Origin of the sequence: Streptoverticillium reticulum (genome assembly GCF_047456005.1) — a bacterium.
Taxonomy (GTDB): domain Bacteria; phylum Actinomycetota; class Actinomycetes; order Streptomycetales; family Streptomycetaceae; genus Streptomyces; species Streptomyces reticulum.
This window is the reverse complement of sequence record NZ_CP179755.1, coordinates 3,249,240-3,266,559: the sequence shown is the minus strand read 5'-3', so window position 1 is coordinate 3,266,559 and position 17,320 is coordinate 3,249,240. Positions and strand designations below refer to the sequence as shown.

Below are 17,320 nucleotides of genomic sequence, written 5' to 3'. Positions count from 1 at the left end.
TGAGCCCGGCGTTCCTACGCTGGAGTACGGGGGCTGCGCGGTGGACGAATGCGAGGCTCGGGTGGCACACGACGGGGAGTGCGACGTCCGGCTGCGTGCCGTGGTGGAGCTGGCGCAGGCGATGGCCGCCGCACGCACCCCGCTGGAGACCGTCGCCGCCGCCGCGGAGGGTGCCCTGCGGGCGCTGGAGGGCGGCTTCGCGGCGATCTCGGTGTGGGAGCGCGAGGCCGGCCGGCTGCGGGTGCTGGTGAACGCGGGCGAGCTCGCGGCGGGGGAGGAGCGCTTCCCCGGTGACGAGTGGTACCCCGTGCACGACTTCCCGGAGATCGCCGAGTTCCTGCACGAGGAGTGGGTGGGCGGCCAGCCCCGCGCCTGGGTCGACACGGCGGCGGACACCGGGCCGACGGCCCACCGCCGCCGGGCGGCCGCGCTGCGCGAGCGCGGGCGCGGCTGCTGCGTCGTGGCCCCGCTCGTGCTGCACGGGCGGGCCTGGGGCGAGCTGTACGTGGCGCGGCCGGCCGGGGCGCCGGTCTTCGACGCGACGGACGTGGACTTCGCGACGGTCCTGGCGGCCGTGACGGCGGCGGGGGTCGCGCAGACCGAGCGGCTGGAGGAGGTGCGCCGGCTCGCCTTCACCGATCCGCTGACCGGCCTGGCCAACCGCCGCGCGGTGGACGTGCGGCTGGAGGAGGCGGTGGAGCGGCACCAGGCGGAGGGCGTGGTCGTCAGCCTGGTGGTGTGCGACCTCAACGGGCTGAAGCACGTCAACGACACGTTGGGGCACGCGGTCGGGGACCGGCTGCTGGAACGTTTCGGGTCGCTGCTGTCGCTGTGCGGGGCCCGGCTGCCGGGGGCGCTGGCGGCGCGGCTGGGCGGGGACGAGTTCTGTCTGCTGGCGGTCGGCCCGGCGGCCGACGAGGTGGTGCGGGTCGCGTCCGAACTGTGCCGCCGGGCCGGGGAGTTGGAGCTGGGCGAGGGCGTCGCCTGCGGGGTGGCGTCCACCGGGGACCCGATCGGCGCGGTGCGGTCCGCGCGGCGGCTGTTCCGGCTCGCGGACGCGGCACAGTACCGGGCCAAGGGGGCGCGGGCCGCCGAGCCGGTGGTCGCGGGGCGCGCGGGTGGGGTCGAGGACCCCGTGGTGCGGATGGCCGATCGGCCGCCGGTGCCGGTTGCCGTGGAGCGGCGGATTTTCCGGGGGCGGGAAGCATGAGCGGTCCGGTGCGGGCCGTCCTGGGCTGGTCGCGCCCACGCGGCGGAGCCGCTGGGGGCACCTCCCAGCGGTAGCTGGGGGAGTAACAGCCCCGCGCCCCTGGCAGGGCGCGATAGCGCGGCACCCCGGCATGAGAGCCCCTCCACCTGCGTTGTATCTACTAGTGACAGCTCGCGATTCAGTCTCTAGGGTGCCTGAATATGGATATGCACACTGTGGTGGTGGGTACGGCCGGGACGACCGCGGACGATGTGATCGCCGTGGCGCGTCATGGTGCGCGGGTCGTCGTGGCGGAGGAAGCGCTGGCCGCCGTGGCCGCCTCGCGGCAGGTCATCGACGATCTGGCCGCCAAGCCCGAACCCGTCTACGGCGTCTCCACGGGCTTCGGTGCCCTCGCCGTGCGCCACATCAGCCCCGACTTGCGCGCCCAGCTCCAGCGCAACATCGTGCGCTCGCACGCGGCGGGCATGGGGCCGCGGGTGGAGCGGGAGGTCGTCCGCGCGCTGATGTTCCTGCGCCTGAAGACCCTCGCCTCGGGCCGCACCGGTGTGCGTCCGCTGGTCGTCGAGACCATGGCGGCCATCCTCAACGCGGGCATCACGCCCGTGGTGCACGAGTACGGCTCGCTGGGCTGCTCCGGCGACCTGGCGCCGCTGTCGCACTGCGCGCTCACCCTGATGGGAGAGGGCGAGGCCGAGGGCCCCGACGGCGTCGTGGCACCGGCCGCGCAGCTGCTCGCCGCGCACCGGATCGAGCCCGTCGAGCTGCGCGAGAAGGAGGGCCTCGCCCTGCTCAACGGCACGGACGGGATGCTCGGCATGCTGGTGATGGCCTGCGCCGACCTGGCCCGGCTGATCACCTCCGCCGATGTCACGGCCGCGCTCTCGCTGGAGGCCCTGCTCGGCACGGAGAAGGTCCTCGCCCCCGAGCTGCACGCGATCCGCCCGCACCCGGGCCAGGCCGCCAGCGCCGCGAACATGCTGCAGGTGCTTGCCGGTTCGGGGCTGACCGGGCACCACCAGGACGATGCGCCGCGCGTGCAGGACGCGTACTCGATCCGCTGCGCGCCCCAGGTCGCCGGCGCGAGCCGGGACACCCTCGCGCACGCCCGGCTGGTCGCCGACCGCGAGCTCGCCGCCGCCGTCGACAACCCCGTCGTCCTGCCCGACGGGCGCGTGGAGTCCAACGGCAACTTCCACGGCGCCCCGGTCGCGTACGTCCTGGACTTCCTCGCCATCGCCGCGGCCGACCTCGCCTCCATCGCCGAGCGCCGCACCGACCGGCTGCTCGACAAGAACCGCTCGCACGGCCTGCCCCCCTTCCTCGCCGGGGACGCGGGCGTCGACTCGGGCCTGATGATCGCCCAGTACACGCAGGCCGCCCTGGTCAGCGAGATGAAGCGGCTGGCCGTGCCGGCCTCGGTGGACTCGATCCCGTCCTCCGCGATGCAGGAGGACCACGTCTCCATGGGCTGGTCGGCGGCGCGCAAGCTGCGCACGTCCGTGGCCGCCCTCGCCCGCGTCGTCGCCGTCGAACTCGTCGCCGCCACGCGGGCGATCGAGCTCCGCGACGGCCTGACGCCGGCCCCGGCGACCCAGGCGGTGCTCCGCGCCGTGCGCGCGGCCGGTGTCGAGGGTCCGGGGGAGGACCGCTTCCTCGCCCCCGACCTGGCGGCCGCCGAGGAGTTCGTGCGCACCGGGAAGCTGATCGAGGCCGTCGAGCCGGTGACGGGGGCGCTGGCGTAGCGCGCCCCCGTCGGGGCGACCCGTTGTCAGGGGGCGCCCCGACGGCCTCGCGCCCCGTTGGCCTGGCGCCCCGTAGGGGCGCGAGGAACTGCGCGACAGGCCCCCACCGGCCCGCAGCCGAGGCAGAACCCAGGAGGTCCGGGGCGCAGCCCGGGGACATCGACTGCGGTTGCGTCGTGGTTGCTCGCGCAGTTCCCCGCGCCCCCCGACGGGGCGCCCCCGCTACGGGGCGCTGCTCCCCCGGCGTACCGCGGCGGTGACCAACGCACCGCCGATGCCCACGAATGCGATGCCGCCCACCAGATACGGAGTCGTGTCCACGCTGCCGGTGTCCGCAAGGGCAACCGGCTCCGGCTCCGGCCCCGGTGCCGGCGCCTGGCCCTGGGGCGGGGCCCCGGTGGTGACGGCGGCGGCGCCGGGGCGCTCGGCCGTGGCGTGCGCGCTGGGCACGCACCACACCGCACACAACACTGCACCTGCGGCGACGGCGGTCAGCAGCGGACGGCGTGCGGTCACGGGATGAATCCCCCTCGGAGCGCAGGAGTTCGGGGGTCGTGGAGCGGCGGCGCGTCCCGACTGACACGATGTTAGTGACAGGGGCGGGTGCCGGGGAAGCCGAGTCCACCGCTCGATACGGGGCCGGGGGCCCGGAGGGGCCTCCCCTATCAGGACCCCGGTTGCGGTGTCCGCTCCCGGAAGGGCTTTACTGGCGTGGTCTTCCCCACACTTGGCCGACGAGTGGAACGGACGATTCGGTGCATGCGTTCCTAAGCAGTAGCCGGGAGACGTGTTGCACCACGAGCCCCACGCACGGCCCGGGGGACTTAGGGGTCCAGGAGCAATGGAGAAGCGTGTGATGACCTACGGCAAGCGTCGCAAGGCCCTGGCGGCCGCGGCAGCTGTGCTCGGCGGTGTACTGACCCTCGCCGCGTGCGGCGGCGACGGTGACGGCAAGAACGGCGGCTCCGGGGACGGGAAGTCGCAGAACCAGGTGGACGCGCAGGCCGCGAAGGACGCCTCCAAGGCCCAGATCAAGATCACGCCGAAGGGCGGCACCACCGACGCCGGCATCACCACCGACGCCGTTCAGGTCACCGTCACCGACGGCGAACTCACCAGCGTCAAGCTGACGGACGACAAGGGCACCGCGGTCGAGGGCACCCTGTCGTCGGACAAGAAGAGCTGGAAGCCGGCCAAGCAGCTCGAGCGGTCGACCAAGTACAAGATCGTCGCCGAGGCGAAGGACGACAAGGACCGCAAGGCCACGGAGAACTCGTCCTTCTCCACGGTCTCGCCCGCCAACAGCTTCATCGGCTCCTTCACCCCGGAGGACGGCTCGACCGTCGGCGTCGGCATGCCGGTGTCGATCGAGTTCGACAAGCCGATCAAGGACCGCAAGGCCGTCCAGTCGCACCTGCAGGTCAGCTCCAACAGCGGCCAGCAGGTCGTCGGCCACTGGTTCAGCGACCAGCGCCTGGACTTCCGCCCCCAGGAATACTGGAAGGCCGGCTCCGAGGTCACCATGAAGATGGAACTGGGCGGCGTCGAGGGCGCCCCCGGCATCAAGGGCGTCCAGAACAAGACGGTCAAGTTCACGATCGGCCGCTCCCAGGTCTCCACGGTCGACGCCAACACCCACCAGATGACGGTGGTGCGCGACGGCAAGACCCTCAAGACCATCCCGATCTCCGCGGGCAGCCCCTCGAACCCCACGTACAACGGCCAGATGGTGATCTCCGAGAAGTTCAAGGAGACCCGCATGGACGGCTCGACCGTCGGCTTCACCAAGGGCGACGGCAAGGGCGAGTACGACATCAAGGACGTCCCGCACGCCATGCGGCTGTCCACGTCGGGCACCTTCATCCACGGCAACTACTGGGGCAGCGGCGTCTTCGGCGTGGCCAACACCAGCCACGGCTGCGTCGGCCTGCAGGACGCCCAGGGCGCCAACGACCCGTCCACGTCGGGTGCGTGGTTCTACGACAACTCGATCATCGGCGACGTCGTCGTCATCAAGAACTCCGACGACAAGACGATCAAGCCGGACAACGGCCTCAACGGCTGGAACATGGACTGGAAGGAATGGGTCGCGGGCAGCGCGACCGGTTCCTGAACCTGGTCGGAACAGGGCCCTCCCGGCGGATGCCGCCGGGAGGGCCTTTGCGTTTCCCGGCGGATGCAGGGCTCACCGCCGCTCCGCCACCATCGGCAGTGCATCCGGATGGATCTCCGCCCGGGCCACCGCCCGCACCCGGACGCCCGGGGTCGGGCGGAGGCGCCAGTGGCGGCAGATCACGGCGGCGGCGACCGTCATCTCGGTGAGGGCGAATGCGTCGCCGATGCACTTGTGGGCGCCCGCCCCGAAGGGGAGGAAGGCGCCCCGGGGGAGGTCGCGGCAGCGGTCCGGGAGCCAGCGGTCGGGATCGAAGCGGTAGGGGTCGGGGTGCCAACGGGTGTCGTGGTGCAGGGCGTACGGGCTGTAGAGGATCTCCGCACCGGCCGGGACCGTCACCTCGCCCAGCCGGACAGGGGTCCTGGCGCGGCGGGTGATCAGCCAGGGAGCGTAGCGGCGCAGGGTCTCCAGGATGACGCGCGTGGTGAACTCCAGCCGCGGCAGGTCCTCGTGGTGCGGCGGGCGGCCTCCGAGCACCGTGTCGACCTCGGCATGGACCCGTTCCTCCAGCTCGGGATGGCGGCCGAGCTCATGGAAGAACCAGGCCAGGGAGGCCCCGGTGGTCTCCACTCCCGCCATGGCGATGCTCGTCACATGGTCCTGGAACTGGCGGGCGGTCAGACCGTGTTCGCCTCCGGTGGGCCCCTCCTGCGGCGCGAGGAGGGCGGACAGCATGCCCGCCCGGCCCGCGCGCTGCGCCGCCACCGCCTCCGCGACCAGCTCCGCCATCGTCCTGCGGGCCTGCTCGAAGCGGCGGTTGCCCGGGGTGGGCAGGTGCGTCCACCACTCGGGCAGGATCATGCGGACCATCATGCCGCGCGTGAGCACCGGCAGGGCCTGCTGGAACGCCTCGCCGGAGCGCGACTCCAGGCTGTCCGGGAGCAGGGTGCGGGTGACGACCGCGAGCGAGTAGTCGTTCATCGCGTGGTTCACCGCGACCGTCCGGCCCGGCACCCAGCCGGACGCGATGCTCTGCGCGACATGGCGCATGACCGGGACGCAGCCGGCGATGCGCTGCCGGCTGAACGCCGGCTGGATGACGCGCCGTTGGCTGCGGTGCAGCGCGCCCGACGTCGCCGCGAGCCCCTCCCCGAGGAAGGCGGACGCCTTGTCGAAGAGCCGCCCGCGCGAGAAGTCCCGCGCGCCGTCGACGAGGACGTGCCGCACGAGTGCCGGGTGCGTGACGGCGTACGCGGGCAGTCGGCCCAGACGGACCCGGACGACATCGCCGTGGGCCGTCAGCGACGTGACGAACTCCAGCGGATGCCGCATCAGGACGGGCGTGTGACCGAGGACCGGCCAGGCGCCGGGTGCCGCGGGCGCGGCGACAGGGTTCCCGGCCGGGCTGCCGGTCGGGCGTTCGGTTGGGCTCTCGGTCGCGATGTCGGTTGCGATGCCGGCCGAGTCGTCGATCGGGCAGCCCGTCGGGCTGTGGGCGGCCGGACTGTCGACCGGATTGCCGGCCGGGCGCTGCAGAGGTGTTGCCACCCGCTTCCCCCTCCCCCTCCGCCACGCAGTGAACGCGCAGCGTGTTTACGCGACTACTCAACGCTACCCAGACTCCTGGTCAATACACCGACGCGCTGAAAACGCGCTGAAATCGGTGCGCACGGTGCTGCTGAACCGGGCGTGCTCCGTGCCTGCGCAGACCGAACTCGGCCACACAGGCGGCGAGTTCGCGGCAGCACACGGTTCCGGCTGCGAACCGACCCCGGGAGCAGCGCGTACCGTCCGCGAGAATGGAGGCGTACGCACATGCGTATACGCCGGCAAACGCGGCGCACGCCCGTAGGAAAGAGAGACCGTGGCCCAGCGCAGGAGGCCCGAGCGGCCCGACGAGACCGAACCGACCGCGGCAGTCGAGACGGCCGTGCGCACCCTGCGCGCCTTCACCGGTTCCGCCGACGAGCTCGACGACGCCGTCTACGCCGCCGCCTCCGCCCTGACCGCCGCCCCGGCCGGCGGGGAGGCCCTCAGCCGCGCCGTCGTCCGCGTCGCCTCCGCGTCCGTGCGCGGCTGCTGGGAACGGGGCTGGCAGCCCGCCGACGTCGTCCGGCTCGTGCGCGGCCAACTCCCGCCCGTCGAGGCGCGGTTCGCCGTCGACGTCATCGCCGCCGAGGCGCGCCGCTACGCACCCGAGACGCTCGGCGCACGCTGGACGGCGCAGCTGCACGAGCTGGAGGCCCGCGTCTGGTGGGAGACCGACGACGGCTTCCTCACGGGCTTCGCCGCACGCGAGCGGCTGAGCCGCTTCGAGACCGTAGCCTGCGCGCTCGGCGCCCTGCGCGTGATCGCCTCCCTGCCGCGGATCGGCGCCGTCGGCCCCCTGCCCGGCACCGGGCACCTGCAGACCCGCACCGCCGTGGAGCCCCGCATGCTCGGCCGGATCCGCGCCCTGCTGGCGAAGGCGGAGTCGACGCAGTTCCCGGAGGAGGCCGAGGCGCTCTCCGCTAAGGCCCAGGAGCTCATGGCCCGGCACGCACTGGACGAGGCGGCCCTTGTCGCCGCCGGCTCCGCCGCCTCCCCCGGGTGGGGGGACGGCGACGGCCCCGAGGCCTGCCGGATCGGGGTGGAGGGCCCGTACGAGTCCGCCAAGGCCCTGCTCCTGGACGCCGTGGCCGCGGCCAACCACTGCCAGGCCGTGTGGTCCGGCGAGTACGGTTTCTCCACGGTCGTCGGCTTCGAGGCGGACCTGGAGCTGGTGGAGCTCATGTACACCTCGCTCCTCGTCCAGGCCACCGCCGCGATGCGGCGCGCCGCCGACGACCACCACGCGCGCGGCCGGTCCCGCCGCACGCGCGACTTCCGCGAGTCCTTCCTGATCTCCTACGCGGCCCGCATCGGCGAACGCCTCGCCGCCGCCGTGCGCGACGTGACCGCACAGGAGCCGCGGTCCGAGGTCCTGCCGGTGCTCGCCGCCCGCGACGTGGCGGTCGGCGAGACGGCGCAGCAGCTCTTCCCCGAGACCACCTCGCACCGGCTGCGCGGACGCGACGCGGACGGCTGGGCACAAGGGGCGGAGGCCGCGGACGCGGCGGTGCTGCGGGACTGACCCCTCACTGCCCCGGGCGCCCGAAGTATGTGCCCGGGGGCACCCCCACCCCCCTGCGGAACGCCGCCACGAAGGCGCTCGGCGAGCCGTAGCCCACCCGGCGGGCCACCGACGACACCGTGGCCCCCGCCGCCAGCAGCGGCATCGCCGCCTCCAGGCGCAGCTGGGTGCGCCACTGCCCGAACGGCATGCCCGTGTCCGCGGCGAAGGCACGGGCCAGCGTCCGGGCGCTCGCACCGACCACGGCGCCCCACTGTGCCAGCGACCGCCCGTCCGCCGGGTTCGCGCGCAGCGCGTCCGCCACCTCGCGGGCGCGGGGGTCCGTGGGCACCGGCGCGCGCACGGTCGTCACCGACACGGGATGCAGCTGGTCGAGGACGACGGCCTCCGCGCGGCGCCGCTCCTCCGGGGCGAGGGCGGCTGCGTCCTGCGCGAGGTGCCCGATGAGCTCGCGCAACAGCCCCGACACGGGCACCACTTGGGGCTCCCGCCAGGTGTTCCACACGGGCGGACAGCGGTCGGGCCACACGTACGGGCTCCGCACCAGGGCCGCGCTCGTCGCCCCCGTGGCATGCCGGACGCCCGCCGGGATCCACAGCGCCACGGACGGCGGCAGCACCCAGGTCCGGCCGTCCGTCCGCACGGCCAGCACTCCCTGCGCCGCCCACGCCAGCTGGTGCGCGGGGTGTTCGTGCGGCGTGAACCACTCGCCGTCGTCGAGGACGAAGCTGCCGACGGCGATGGCGGCACCGTGCGGATCCACCACGTGTCCCTTCCGGTGTCCGTTCCGCAACATGGCCTGTCCTCCTGCCCCGTAGGCGGCACCGCCGGTCGCTTCCTAGCCTCGCAGCATGCCGATGAACCTGATCCACCGCCGCCGCTGCAGTTCCGTGAAGTGGGCCCGCGCGGTCGAGGACATGCTGCTGCCGTGGGCCCTCGACGGGGTCGAACTCGGCCCGGACACCCTGGAGATCGGGCCCGGGTACGGTGCCACGACGCGCGTCCTGCTGCCGGAGGTGCAGCACCTGACCCTGCTGGAGGTCGACGAGGCCTCGGCGGCGCGCCTGCGGAGGGAGTTCGAGGGGAGGGCGGAGGTGAGGCAGGGCGACGGCGCGAGGATGCCTTTTGAGGGCCACCGGTTCGACTCGGTGGTCTGCTTCACGATGCTTCACCACGTCCCGACACCCGCCGCGCAGGACCGGCTCTTCGCGGAGGCGCACCGGGTACTGCGCCCCGGGGGCGTCTTCGCGGGCTGCGACGCGCTGACCAGCCTGCGCTTCCGCCTGATCCACATCGGCGACACGTGCGTGCCGGTGCCGCCCGCAACCCTGGGGGAGCGGTTGCGGGCGGCGGGGTTCGCGAAGGCGGAGGTGACGGTGGGGGAGGGCCGCTTCCGCTTCCGGGCGGAGTAGGGGTTCTACAGCCCGAGCACACCCGGATCCGAGGCCAACGCCCGGAAATACACCCGCGGATCGGGCACCAGATGCCGCTCCTTGAGATCCAGCAGCCCGCCGGCGCTGGACACCTCGGCGGCGAGTGTTCCGTCCGCCGCGATGATCTCCTGCTCGAACCGGAACGTCTTCGGCGTCCTCCCGCTGCCGAAGACGTACCGGCAGCTCACCGTGACTTCGTCGCCGGCCCGCAGCTCCTTGAGGTACTTGATGTTCGTCTCCAGGACGATCAGCCCCACCCCCTGCTCCAGCAGATCGCTCTGCCGGATCCCGGCGGCCTCCAGCCCGGACCAGCGGCCGTGCTCCGCGTACTGCATGTACACGGCGCTGTTGAGGTGCCCCTGGGAGTCCGTCTCATAGCCGCGGACGACGACGGATACGGTGAATGCATCGGTCATGCCGTGCTCAACGAGGCACGGGCGGCTCCGTGTTCCCGAGTGGCTCCGCGAGCGTGTGCTTGGCCACGGCGACGAACCCGTGTATGGCCTCCTTGGCGGCCGTCCGCTTGACGTCCCAGTCGGCGCGGTCGGTGGCCTTGAAGATCTCGCCCACACAGTCCAGCACCTCCTGCGAACGCCGCACCAGCTGCTCGTCGTCGGTGAGCATCTGCAGCCGGAACAGCGCCTCTTCGGCCGCGGTCCGCAGCTCGTACGAGTGTTTCCGCAGCGCGGGCTCGTCGTTCTCGAACACCATCTCGCCGTGCTGCTGCAGCCACCGCTCCATCAGACTCCGCCGGTAGTCGACGAGCTTGCCCGCGAACGACGAGTACGCGTCCAGTCGCTCCTGCCGCAACTTCTCGTCCCGGGTGAACCGCTCGTTGCGGCGTGCGGCGCGCTGCTGGAACGTATAGGTGACGCCGGAGCCGAGCAGCGTTCCGACGACGGCGATGATGCTTGCCCCCATTCCCTGCATGGGGGCAGTGGATCACGGCGGGGGGTGGGGGTGCCACCGAACGGTGGTTGGCTCGATTTCCCGGTGATCAGGCGGCCGGGCCATGGGACGATCTTCGCAGCACCGTCCCGGCATACCGACCCGAACGGACATCATGCGCGCCTTCATCACCGCCCTCGCCGTTCTCACGATCCTGCTGAGTGCGGTGGGTGTGGCGCGGAGCCGGAGGAGGCCGGAGGCGCCGCTTCCCAAGGGGTTCTTCTGGGCTCTGGCCGCGGTCAATCTGACCCTGGCCGCTTCGGTGAGCTGGGCGCAGCCGGGGTGAGGGGGCGGGAGCACCCGCACCTTCATGTAATATTTCTCCGACGCGCCGCTAGCTCAGTTGGTTAGAGCAGCTGACTCTTAATCAGCGGGTCCGGGGTTCGAGTCCCTGGCGGCGCACAGTGAAGGGGCCCTTTGCCGGTAGGCGAGGGGCCCCTTATGTATACGTGGTTGGGGACGAGCTGCCAACCGTGGAGTTCGGCCCGGTGGCAGCGCCCCGGCAAACTGCTGATCCCCAGGCTCGCCCGGCGCGCGAACCAGGCCATCGCGGTCCGGAAGCAGGACCGCATCGATGAGCGAACCGCAGCGTCGCGGTGATCACAGGTTTTGGGCCGGCGGAACGATCCGTACCACTACCATGATGCGATCTCTTGGCGAAGCCAGGTAATGGAACCAGCCCCCTGCTGCATCCATGTACCGGAGGCCGCCCGGGCGGGGTCCCATGCCCAACTCGCCGATGTCCACGCCCATGTCTGCCAGTTCTGTCAGCTGGTCGGCGAGGCGTTCCACCTCCGCAACAACGTCCACCGGAATGCCGTCCGTCACGTGCATTTCGTCCGGGTCGTATTCCCAGTGCCAGGCATCGCTCACCGCTGGAAGATCCCCAGCGCTGCGTGTGCCTCGTCGAGGATGCGCCCGATTCCTGAAGCGGCCTGGCGGGCCTGAGCGGCGTCGCCCGTGGTGGCAAGGTCCTCCAACTCCCTGAAGCGGGCAGCGATCTCGGGCTGGCGCTGGATGTGGACGTAGACCGACCACTGGGCGATGAAGCGCCGGAGAGGGGCGATGTCGGAGCCCTGCCGGGACTGGTCCGCGGCCTGGTCCAGTTCCCGGGTGAAAGCGGGCAGGGCGGCTGGAGCGATCTGCCCGACGGCCTGTCGGAGCGCTGTCACTGTGGCAGCCGGCTGCGGGATGAGGGGCTGCCCGGCAGCGGAGGTTGTCATCGCTTCTCCCATGGGCGAGATTCTGATCCCTGCGCCCAGCGTACCCAGCGTGAACCGCGTGCCGTCCGCCGAACGGGTGACGAGTGGGTTGCGGCTCGCTCTTCTGCCCGGTCTCCACTGGCCAGAAGACACATCGCCCCGATGCTGCAAGCTGCCGGGGTCCGGTCCGAGTTCCCGGCGGCGCACGGAAAAGGGGCCCTTTGCCGGTAGGCGAGGGGCCCCTTACGTGTATTACGACTGCCTGTGACAGTCGAGGGCTTCCGCTACGGTCGCCGCCGCGTCGGCTCGCAGCATCAGAGTCTCCACATACACCTTCCCGTCATGGGTGACCACTGGGCGGATGGAGCCATGCGCCGACTCCGGAATGCCTGCCGCGGCCAGGGCATTCTTGAACGCGGTCACGGTCCTGTCGGCGAGGCCCCAGCACTCGCGCCACTTGTCAGGGGAGATCACCACGGGTGCTCCTTGGAATGTGCCGCGATCTCCACACTCCTGTCGGTCTCGGCCGAGTAGTCGCCGCGGCTACGCGCTTCGGCTCGCTGTCGGGCCAGGGCCTTGCACACGTCACAGTCCGCGGCCGGTGGCGGGGGGCTGGGCGGGAACGTCAGGTGAACGGGGCGTGCCATGGTCGTCGGTTGGTTGCTCATGAGTGGACCTCCACAGTTCTGGTTACGGCGCGCCCCTCCCGGCGCCGACAAGATTGGATGATCCACCGGCACAACGACAGATGTCAGAAATATTGGCGTTGTCGGGTAAAGATCAGGAGCGGAATCGGCTTGCCCATGCCGTCAGCCACCCCCTGGCCTGCTCGCCGAACACGGCGTAATCCTCGTACGTCGAGAACTCGTTCAGGTGGGCCGACACATCCCGATGGTCCCGGAAAATCATTGCACCCGTGGATGTCTCCACGGTTGCAATCCGGCTGTCGTACACGGTGAAAGTGTTCAACGGGGCAGTCGGCATGTGGCCTTCCAGCGGGATGACGCCGAGTCGGACGTTCGGCAGGAGGCTGATCGAGACGAGCCGGTCGATCTGCACAGCCATGACCGGAGCGGCAAGGTACGGCCACCTGACGGCTTGCTCGGTCAGAATGAATGTGAAGCGTTTTGACATGTCGTAAAGAACTGCCTGCCGCTCCAGCTTCTTTGCGATGGCCTTGCTGTGGTCGCCGGGGATGGCTGCAAGGCTTGCCCTTACGTATTCGGGGGTTGCCAGCAAGCCGGTGACCATGGAGAGCAGGAAGTAGCGGAAGTCTGTGGAGGACTTCTCGAACCCTGCCAGTTCGTTCTGCTTCTTTTCGAGCCCCGTCCGGCGCTGTGACCACACATCCTGCCACTCGGTGTTGGCTGTTCGGGCAAGGGCCGCCACCTCCGACACCAGCTTGGGCGGAGCATCGAGTGCTCTCAGGATCAGCTCTACGTCAACGAGAGTGGGCGTGAGTTTTCCGCCCTCAATGTTGCTCACCTTCGTCTGAGACATATTGCAGCGCTGAGCGAGCCAGACCTGGGTGCGTCCGGCTCGCTTGCGAAGCGTCTTCAGCGTTTCCGCCAGGTCGGCCCTGGACTGACCCAGCTCCTCAGGTTCAAAGGTCAAGGCCCTTCACGTACTCCTCGAAGGACACTGACTCGGCGACGGCGATGCGCTGATACTCGACGTAGGGACCCACGTCTCCCACGTACACTTCCCGGTTCGTCTGTGTTCCGTCCGGCTCGTAGTTCATGAGGACGACTTCCTTCTTGTCGAACATCCAGAAGTCTTGGACGTCGGCCAGCGGGTTGGGCCGATCGGTCACGTCCATGATGCGGATGTCCTCGCCGGCCCACACATGAGGCCGGTAGTACATGAACTCGAAGCGGAGGTATTCCGAGAGCGGGCGCGTCACGATGTGCACGCGTCCCTTGCTCTTTCCCTCCCTACGTACCCGCTTGAGGTCCTCGGTGTAGTCGTTGGCGTACGAATGCGGGTCGATGCGCTCCCCAGCCAGGAACGCCCGGATCTGCTCGGCTTCCTGTGGGACGTTGTACGCGGGCAGGGTTTCGAGCCGCCATGCCTCGGCCTGAAAGTCCCGGAACTTGGCCTGCCACGCCTCACCATCCAAGAGCACGGGCAGCCTCCCTCAGTACGTGCTCGGGAATTTTTACCAGTGCCTCACCGACTGGAGGCCGGAATGCTTCGCACTGCTCGCCCTGGACGACGATCCGGCCGTCTGTCTCGTCCCGGTACACGTTGGGACAGTCGTTCTGATTGCACTCCCCGTTACCGCTGCCGGTGAGCCGGGTCAGTTCCTCCCGTGCCATGCCGAACCCCCTGGCCTGTGCCCCTGGTTGGGCCAACTGGGCATGACCGTACGAGGTCGACCGCCGGTCGTCCATGCGGCATCGTCAATATTCGCGTTGTCGGGTAGATGATCACGGGCTGCCCGGATGGATGTTCGTCAGCCGGTCGGCAGTGATCACCCCTCCGCCCCCGCCACCCCCACCGGACACGAAACCCCCGTCCCCCCGATCCCGCAGTACCCCGCCGGGTTCTTGGCCAAGTACTGCTGGTGATAAGCCTCCGCCGCGTAGAACGGCCCCGCCGCCCGGATCTCCGTCGTGATCGGGCCGAAGCCCGAGGCCGTCAGGACGGACTGGTACGCGTCCCGCGACGCCTCCGCCGCGGCCTGCTGCTCCTCGTTGTGCGTGTAGACCGCCGAACGGTACTGCGTGCCACGGTCGTTGCCCTGGCGGAAGCCCTGGGTCGGGTCGTGGGACTCCCAGAACAGCTTCAGCAGGGCCTCGTACGTCGTCACCGCCGGGTCGTACACGACGCGGACCGCCTCCGTGTGGCCCGTGCGGCCGCTGCAGACCTCCTCGTACGTCGGGTTCGGCGTGTGGCCGCCCTGGTAGCCGACCAGGGTCGTCCACACCCCGGGCGCCTGCCAGAAGCGGCGCTCCGCGCCCCAGAAGCAGCCCAGGCCGAAGTCGGCCACGGCCAGGCCCTCGGGGTAGGGGGTGGCCAGGCGGGTGCCCAGCACCGCGTGGTGCTCGGGGAGCGGGAAGCCGGGCGCCTCCCGGCCGGGGAGGGCCTGGGCGGGGGTGGGGAGGACGGGTTCGCGGTGTCCGAACAGCATCACGGCTCCAGGGGGGTGCGGGCGGGCGTCATCACGTCACAACGCGCGCGCGGTCACCCGGCATTCCGGCCCGCCTGCCAGCCGGCCACCGCCATCGCCCGGAACGCCGTGTACGCCGCCACCGGATCCTGCTCGTACGTCCACGGCACCGCCCCGATGTGCCCGTCCACCGCACGCAGCTGCTCCACGGCCTCGTCGTAGCGCTCGGCGCGCACCAGGAACCACACCAGCAGGTGGCGTACGTGCGGCAGCACCGGGTGGTCGGACGGCGCGTGGTTCACCGCGTACTGCGCACCCTCGATCGCCTCCCGGACCACCGCGCTCCGGAACAGGCTGCGCACCAGGCCCGTGTCCTCCAGGTGGTCGTGCAGCGCGAACAGCGGCAGCGCCGGCAGCAGGCTGCCCTCCGGTTCGCCCGCCGCCGCGCGCCGGGCGAACGCGTCGGCCTGGTCCTGCGAGCCGTGCCACTTCGCGCTCCAGTAGCGCAGGGCGGCCAGGTGGGCGCCCATGTGCTGCGGCGCCCGCGAGAGGACCGTCTCCCACACCGACTGGAACTCCGCCTCGCTCGCGCCCAGCCCGCGCGCGACGCCGAGCTCGACGATGTACGGGACCGGGTCGCCGGGGGCCAGCAGCGCGGCCTCCGCGCACACCGTGCGGGCCTCCTCCAGGATCATGCGGAAGTCCTGCGAGGACGGGTCGCGCAGCGCCTGCTGCACCAGGAACTCGGCCTGCACGGCCGCGCCGCCCGGGTCCTTGGGGGCCACCACCCGCCAGTGGCGCAGCCACATGCCGCCCGTGCCGGGGGCCTCCGCCAGCTCGCGCACGGCCGCGCCGGCCAGGGTCTGCACCCGCTGCCAGCGCAGCTCGGCGGACCCGTCCGCGGGCGTACGGGCCAGCAGCTCGGCGGCCGGCTTCCAGTCCTGGGTGCGCCGGGCCTCCTCGACGGCGGCCAGCAGCTCCGGGTCGGGGCCGGGCAGGCGCACGTCCAACTGCCCGGGCGGCAGGAAACCCTGCCCGCACACCGGGTCCGCCGCCGCCCCGGCGCCCTGCATCACCCCCTGCGCCAGGCGCCTGCGGCGCACCATGGGGACCACCACCCCGCACACGACGACGAGGGCGATCAGGAGGAACAGCAACTCCATGGTTCGGGCTTCCTGGGATGGGTTGGATACGGGCCTGCACACGGGCAACGTCTCAGCCCGGCGGATCGTTCATCCGCCGGTTACAAGTGAACAGGGTGTTTCCCCCAACGGGGTACTACCCTCGGCCCAATGAGCGACCAGCAAGCTTTCGAGACCCTGGCCATCCACGCCGGGCAGGAGCCCGACCCGCTGACCGGGGCAGTCGTACCGCCCATCTACCAAGTGTCCACCTACAAGCAGGACGGCGTCGGCGGCCTGCGCGGCGGCTACGAGTACAGCCGCAGCGCCAACCCCACCCGCACCGCCCTGGAGGAGAACCTGGCGGCGCTGGAGGGCGGCGCCCGCGGTCTCGCCTTCGCGTCCGGCCTGGCTGCCGAGGACTGCCTGCTGCGCACGCTCCTCGCCCCCGGCGACCACGTGGTGATCCCGAACGACGCCTACGGCGGCACCTTCCGGCTGTTCGCCAAGGTCGTCGGGCGCTGGGGCGTGGAGTGGTCGGTCGCCGACACCTCCGACCCGGCCTCGGTGAAGGCGGCGCTGCGGCCCACCACCAAGGTGGTCTGGGTGGAGACCCCCTCCAACCCGCTGCTCGGCATCACCGACATCGCCCTCGTCGCGGGCATCGCGCACGAGGCCGGCGCCAAGCTGGTGGTCGACAACACCTTCGCCAGCCCCTACCTGCAGCAGCCGCTGTCGCTGGGCGCGGACGTGGTGGTCCACTCGACGACCAAGTACATGGGCGGTCACTCGGACGTCGTCGGCGGCGCGCTCGTCACCGCCGACGCCGCCCTCGCCGAGGAGCTGGCCTACCACCAGAACGCGATGGGCGCCGTGGCCGGCCCGTTCGACTCCTGGCTGACGCTGCGCGGCATCAAGACGCTCGCGGTCCGCATGGACCGGCACAGCGCCAACGCCGAGCGCGTCGCGGAGGTGCTGGTGTCGCACCCCAAGGTCACGCAGGTCTACTTCCCGGGCCTGCCGGAGCACCCGCTGCACGAGGTCGCGGCCAAGCAGATGCGCGCCTTCGGCGGCATGGTGTCGTTCCGCGTCCAGGGCGGCGAGGAGGCGGCGGTCGAGGTCTGCAACCGCGCGCAGCTGTTCACCCTCGGTGAGTCCCTCGGCGGCGTGGAGTCGCTGATCGAGCACCCGGGCCGGATGACGCACGCCTCCGTCGCCGGTTCCGCGCTGGAGGTCCCGGCCGACCTGGTGCGCCTGTCGGTCGGCATCGAGTCGGCGGACGACCTGATCGCGGACATCACCCAGGCCCTGGGCTGAGCCGGCG

Annotated in this window: 20 protein-coding genes and 1 tRNA gene; 8 read left to right on the top strand and 13 right to left on the bottom strand. The window is 71.4% G+C overall.

The features are described from left to right. Nucleotides 1–121 precede the first annotated feature (121 nt). Nucleotides 122–1,210 (top strand): GGDEF domain-containing protein, encoded by a 1,089-nt coding sequence (locus ACMATS_RS14635; protein ID WP_414170724.1) that lies wholly within the window; start codon nucleotides 122–124, stop codon nucleotides 1,208–1,210. A 200-nt stretch (nucleotides 1,211–1,410) separates the two neighbouring features. After that, entirely contained in the window at nucleotides 1,411–2,955 is a 1,545-nt protein-coding gene (gene hutH / locus ACMATS_RS14630; RefSeq protein ID WP_414168129.1) for a histidine ammonia-lyase, read from the top strand. A gap of 222 nt (nucleotides 2,956–3,177) precedes the next feature. Here hutH and ACMATS_RS14625 read toward each other — a convergent pair whose 3' ends face one another. Further along, nucleotides 3,178–3,471 carry a hypothetical protein gene (locus ACMATS_RS14625; RefSeq protein WP_414168128.1) on the bottom strand — a complete coding sequence of 98 codons (294 nt, stop codon included), beginning with the start codon at nucleotides 3,469–3,471 and terminating at the stop codon, nucleotides 3,178–3,180. Nucleotides 3,472–3,796: 325 nt separating this feature from the next. Here ACMATS_RS14625 and ACMATS_RS14620 point away from each other — a divergent pair, with 325 nt between their 5' ends. Next, nucleotides 3,797–5,068: a L,D-transpeptidase gene (locus tag ACMATS_RS14620; protein WP_390776232.1), complete on the top strand. Its 1,272-nt coding sequence runs from the start codon at nucleotides 3,797–3,799 to the stop codon at nucleotides 5,066–5,068. Nucleotides 5,069–5,140: 72 nt separating this feature from the next. Here the strand turns inward: ACMATS_RS14620 and ACMATS_RS14615 are convergent, their stop codons facing one another. Further along, nucleotides 5,141–6,616 (bottom strand): cytochrome P450, encoded by a 1,476-nt coding sequence (locus ACMATS_RS14615; RefSeq protein WP_414168127.1) that lies wholly within the window; start codon nucleotides 6,614–6,616, stop codon nucleotides 5,141–5,143. 316 nt (nucleotides 6,617–6,932) lie between these two features. Here ACMATS_RS14615 and ACMATS_RS14610 point away from each other — a divergent pair, with 316 nt between their 5' ends. Continuing rightward, a complete protein-coding gene (locus tag ACMATS_RS14610; protein ID WP_414168126.1) occupies nucleotides 6,933–8,180 on the top strand; it encodes a DUF2786 domain-containing protein in 1,248 nt (415 codons plus the stop codon). Nucleotides 8,181–8,184: 4 nt separating this feature from the next. On the opposite strand, the gene ACMATS_RS14605 is transcribed toward ACMATS_RS14610, so the two are convergent. Continuing rightward, a complete protein-coding gene (locus ACMATS_RS14605) occupies nucleotides 8,185–8,976 on the bottom strand; it encodes a helix-turn-helix domain-containing protein (RefSeq protein ID WP_414168125.1) in 792 nt (263 codons plus the stop codon). A 55-nt stretch (nucleotides 8,977–9,031) separates the two neighbouring features. On the opposite strand from ACMATS_RS14605, the gene ACMATS_RS14600 reads away from it, so the two are divergent. Then, nucleotides 9,032–9,592 (top strand): class I SAM-dependent methyltransferase, encoded by a 561-nt coding sequence (locus tag ACMATS_RS14600; protein ID WP_391152380.1) that lies wholly within the window; start codon nucleotides 9,032–9,034, stop codon nucleotides 9,590–9,592. Nucleotides 9,593–9,597: 5 nt separating this feature from the next. Here ACMATS_RS14600 and ACMATS_RS14595 read toward each other — a convergent pair whose 3' ends face one another. Both ACMATS_RS14595 and ACMATS_RS14590 read right to left on the bottom strand, forming a co-directional pair. Then, a complete protein-coding gene (locus ACMATS_RS14595; protein WP_414168124.1) occupies nucleotides 9,598–10,029 on the bottom strand; it encodes an acyl-CoA thioesterase in 432 nt (143 codons plus the stop codon). A 7-nt stretch (nucleotides 10,030–10,036) separates the two neighbouring features. Continuing rightward, nucleotides 10,037–10,534: a hypothetical protein gene (locus tag ACMATS_RS14590; protein ID WP_414168123.1), complete on the bottom strand. Its 498-nt coding sequence runs from the start codon at nucleotides 10,532–10,534 to the stop codon at nucleotides 10,037–10,039. 91 nt (nucleotides 10,535–10,625) lie between these two features. Between ACMATS_RS14590 and ACMATS_RS14585 the strand changes: the two genes are divergently transcribed. Then, nucleotides 10,626–10,847 (top strand): hypothetical protein, encoded by a 222-nt coding sequence (locus tag ACMATS_RS14585; protein WP_414168122.1) that lies wholly within the window; start codon nucleotides 10,626–10,628, stop codon nucleotides 10,845–10,847. A 42-nt stretch (nucleotides 10,848–10,889) separates the two neighbouring features. After that, a tRNA-Lys gene (locus tag ACMATS_RS14580) sits at nucleotides 10,890–10,963 on the top strand. Between the two features lie 198 nt (nucleotides 10,964–11,161). Here ACMATS_RS14580 and ACMATS_RS14575 read toward each other — a convergent pair. The 8 genes from ACMATS_RS14575 to ACMATS_RS14540 form a co-directional block, all read right to left on the bottom strand. Then, nucleotides 11,162–11,434, bottom strand: a complete 273-nt coding sequence (locus tag ACMATS_RS14575; protein WP_414168121.1) for a hypothetical protein — start codon at nucleotides 11,432–11,434, stop codon at nucleotides 11,162–11,164. Next, nucleotides 11,431–11,784: a DUF6247 family protein gene (locus tag ACMATS_RS14570; protein ID WP_414168120.1), complete on the bottom strand. Its 354-nt coding sequence runs from the start codon at nucleotides 11,782–11,784 to the stop codon at nucleotides 11,431–11,433. The genes ACMATS_RS14575 and ACMATS_RS14570 overlap by 4 nt, the downstream gene beginning before the upstream one ends. Nucleotides 11,785–12,015: 231 nt before the next feature. Continuing rightward, nucleotides 12,016–12,240, bottom strand: coding sequence for a hypothetical protein (locus ACMATS_RS14565; protein WP_414168119.1), 225 nt, complete (start codon nucleotides 12,238–12,240; stop codon nucleotides 12,016–12,018). Nucleotides 12,241–12,543: 303 nt separating this feature from the next. Next, nucleotides 12,544–13,377 carry a helix-turn-helix domain-containing protein gene (locus ACMATS_RS14560; protein WP_414168118.1) on the bottom strand — a complete coding sequence of 278 codons (834 nt, stop codon included), beginning with the start codon at nucleotides 13,375–13,377 and terminating at the stop codon, nucleotides 12,544–12,546. After that, the gene (locus ACMATS_RS14555) at nucleotides 13,367–13,888 is read right to left on the bottom strand and encodes a DUF6879 family protein (RefSeq protein ID WP_391152387.1); all 522 of its coding nucleotides are present in this window, start codon (nucleotides 13,886–13,888) and stop codon (nucleotides 13,367–13,369) included. Before ACMATS_RS14555 ends, ACMATS_RS14560 begins: the two co-directional genes overlap by 11 nt. Next, a complete protein-coding gene (locus ACMATS_RS14550; protein ID WP_414168117.1) occupies nucleotides 13,872–14,081 on the bottom strand; it encodes a hypothetical protein in 210 nt (69 codons plus the stop codon). Before ACMATS_RS14550 ends, ACMATS_RS14555 begins: the two co-directional genes overlap by 17 nt. 155 nt (nucleotides 14,082–14,236) lie before the next feature. Further along, nucleotides 14,237–14,896: a peptide-methionine (S)-S-oxide reductase MsrA gene (gene msrA / locus ACMATS_RS14545; RefSeq protein WP_414168116.1), complete on the bottom strand. Its 660-nt coding sequence runs from the start codon at nucleotides 14,894–14,896 to the stop codon at nucleotides 14,237–14,239. Between the two features lie 53 nt (nucleotides 14,897–14,949). Beyond that, the gene (locus ACMATS_RS14540) at nucleotides 14,950–16,038 is read right to left on the bottom strand and encodes a hypothetical protein (RefSeq protein ID WP_414168115.1); all 1,089 of its coding nucleotides are present in this window, start codon (nucleotides 16,036–16,038) and stop codon (nucleotides 14,950–14,952) included. A 129-nt stretch (nucleotides 16,039–16,167) separates the two neighbouring features. Between ACMATS_RS14540 and ACMATS_RS14535 the strand changes: the two genes are divergently transcribed. After that, nucleotides 16,168–17,313, top strand: a complete 1,146-nt coding sequence (locus tag ACMATS_RS14535; protein WP_390776246.1) for a cystathionine gamma-synthase — start codon at nucleotides 16,168–16,170, stop codon at nucleotides 17,311–17,313. Nucleotides 17,314–17,320: the final 7 nt, after the last annotated feature.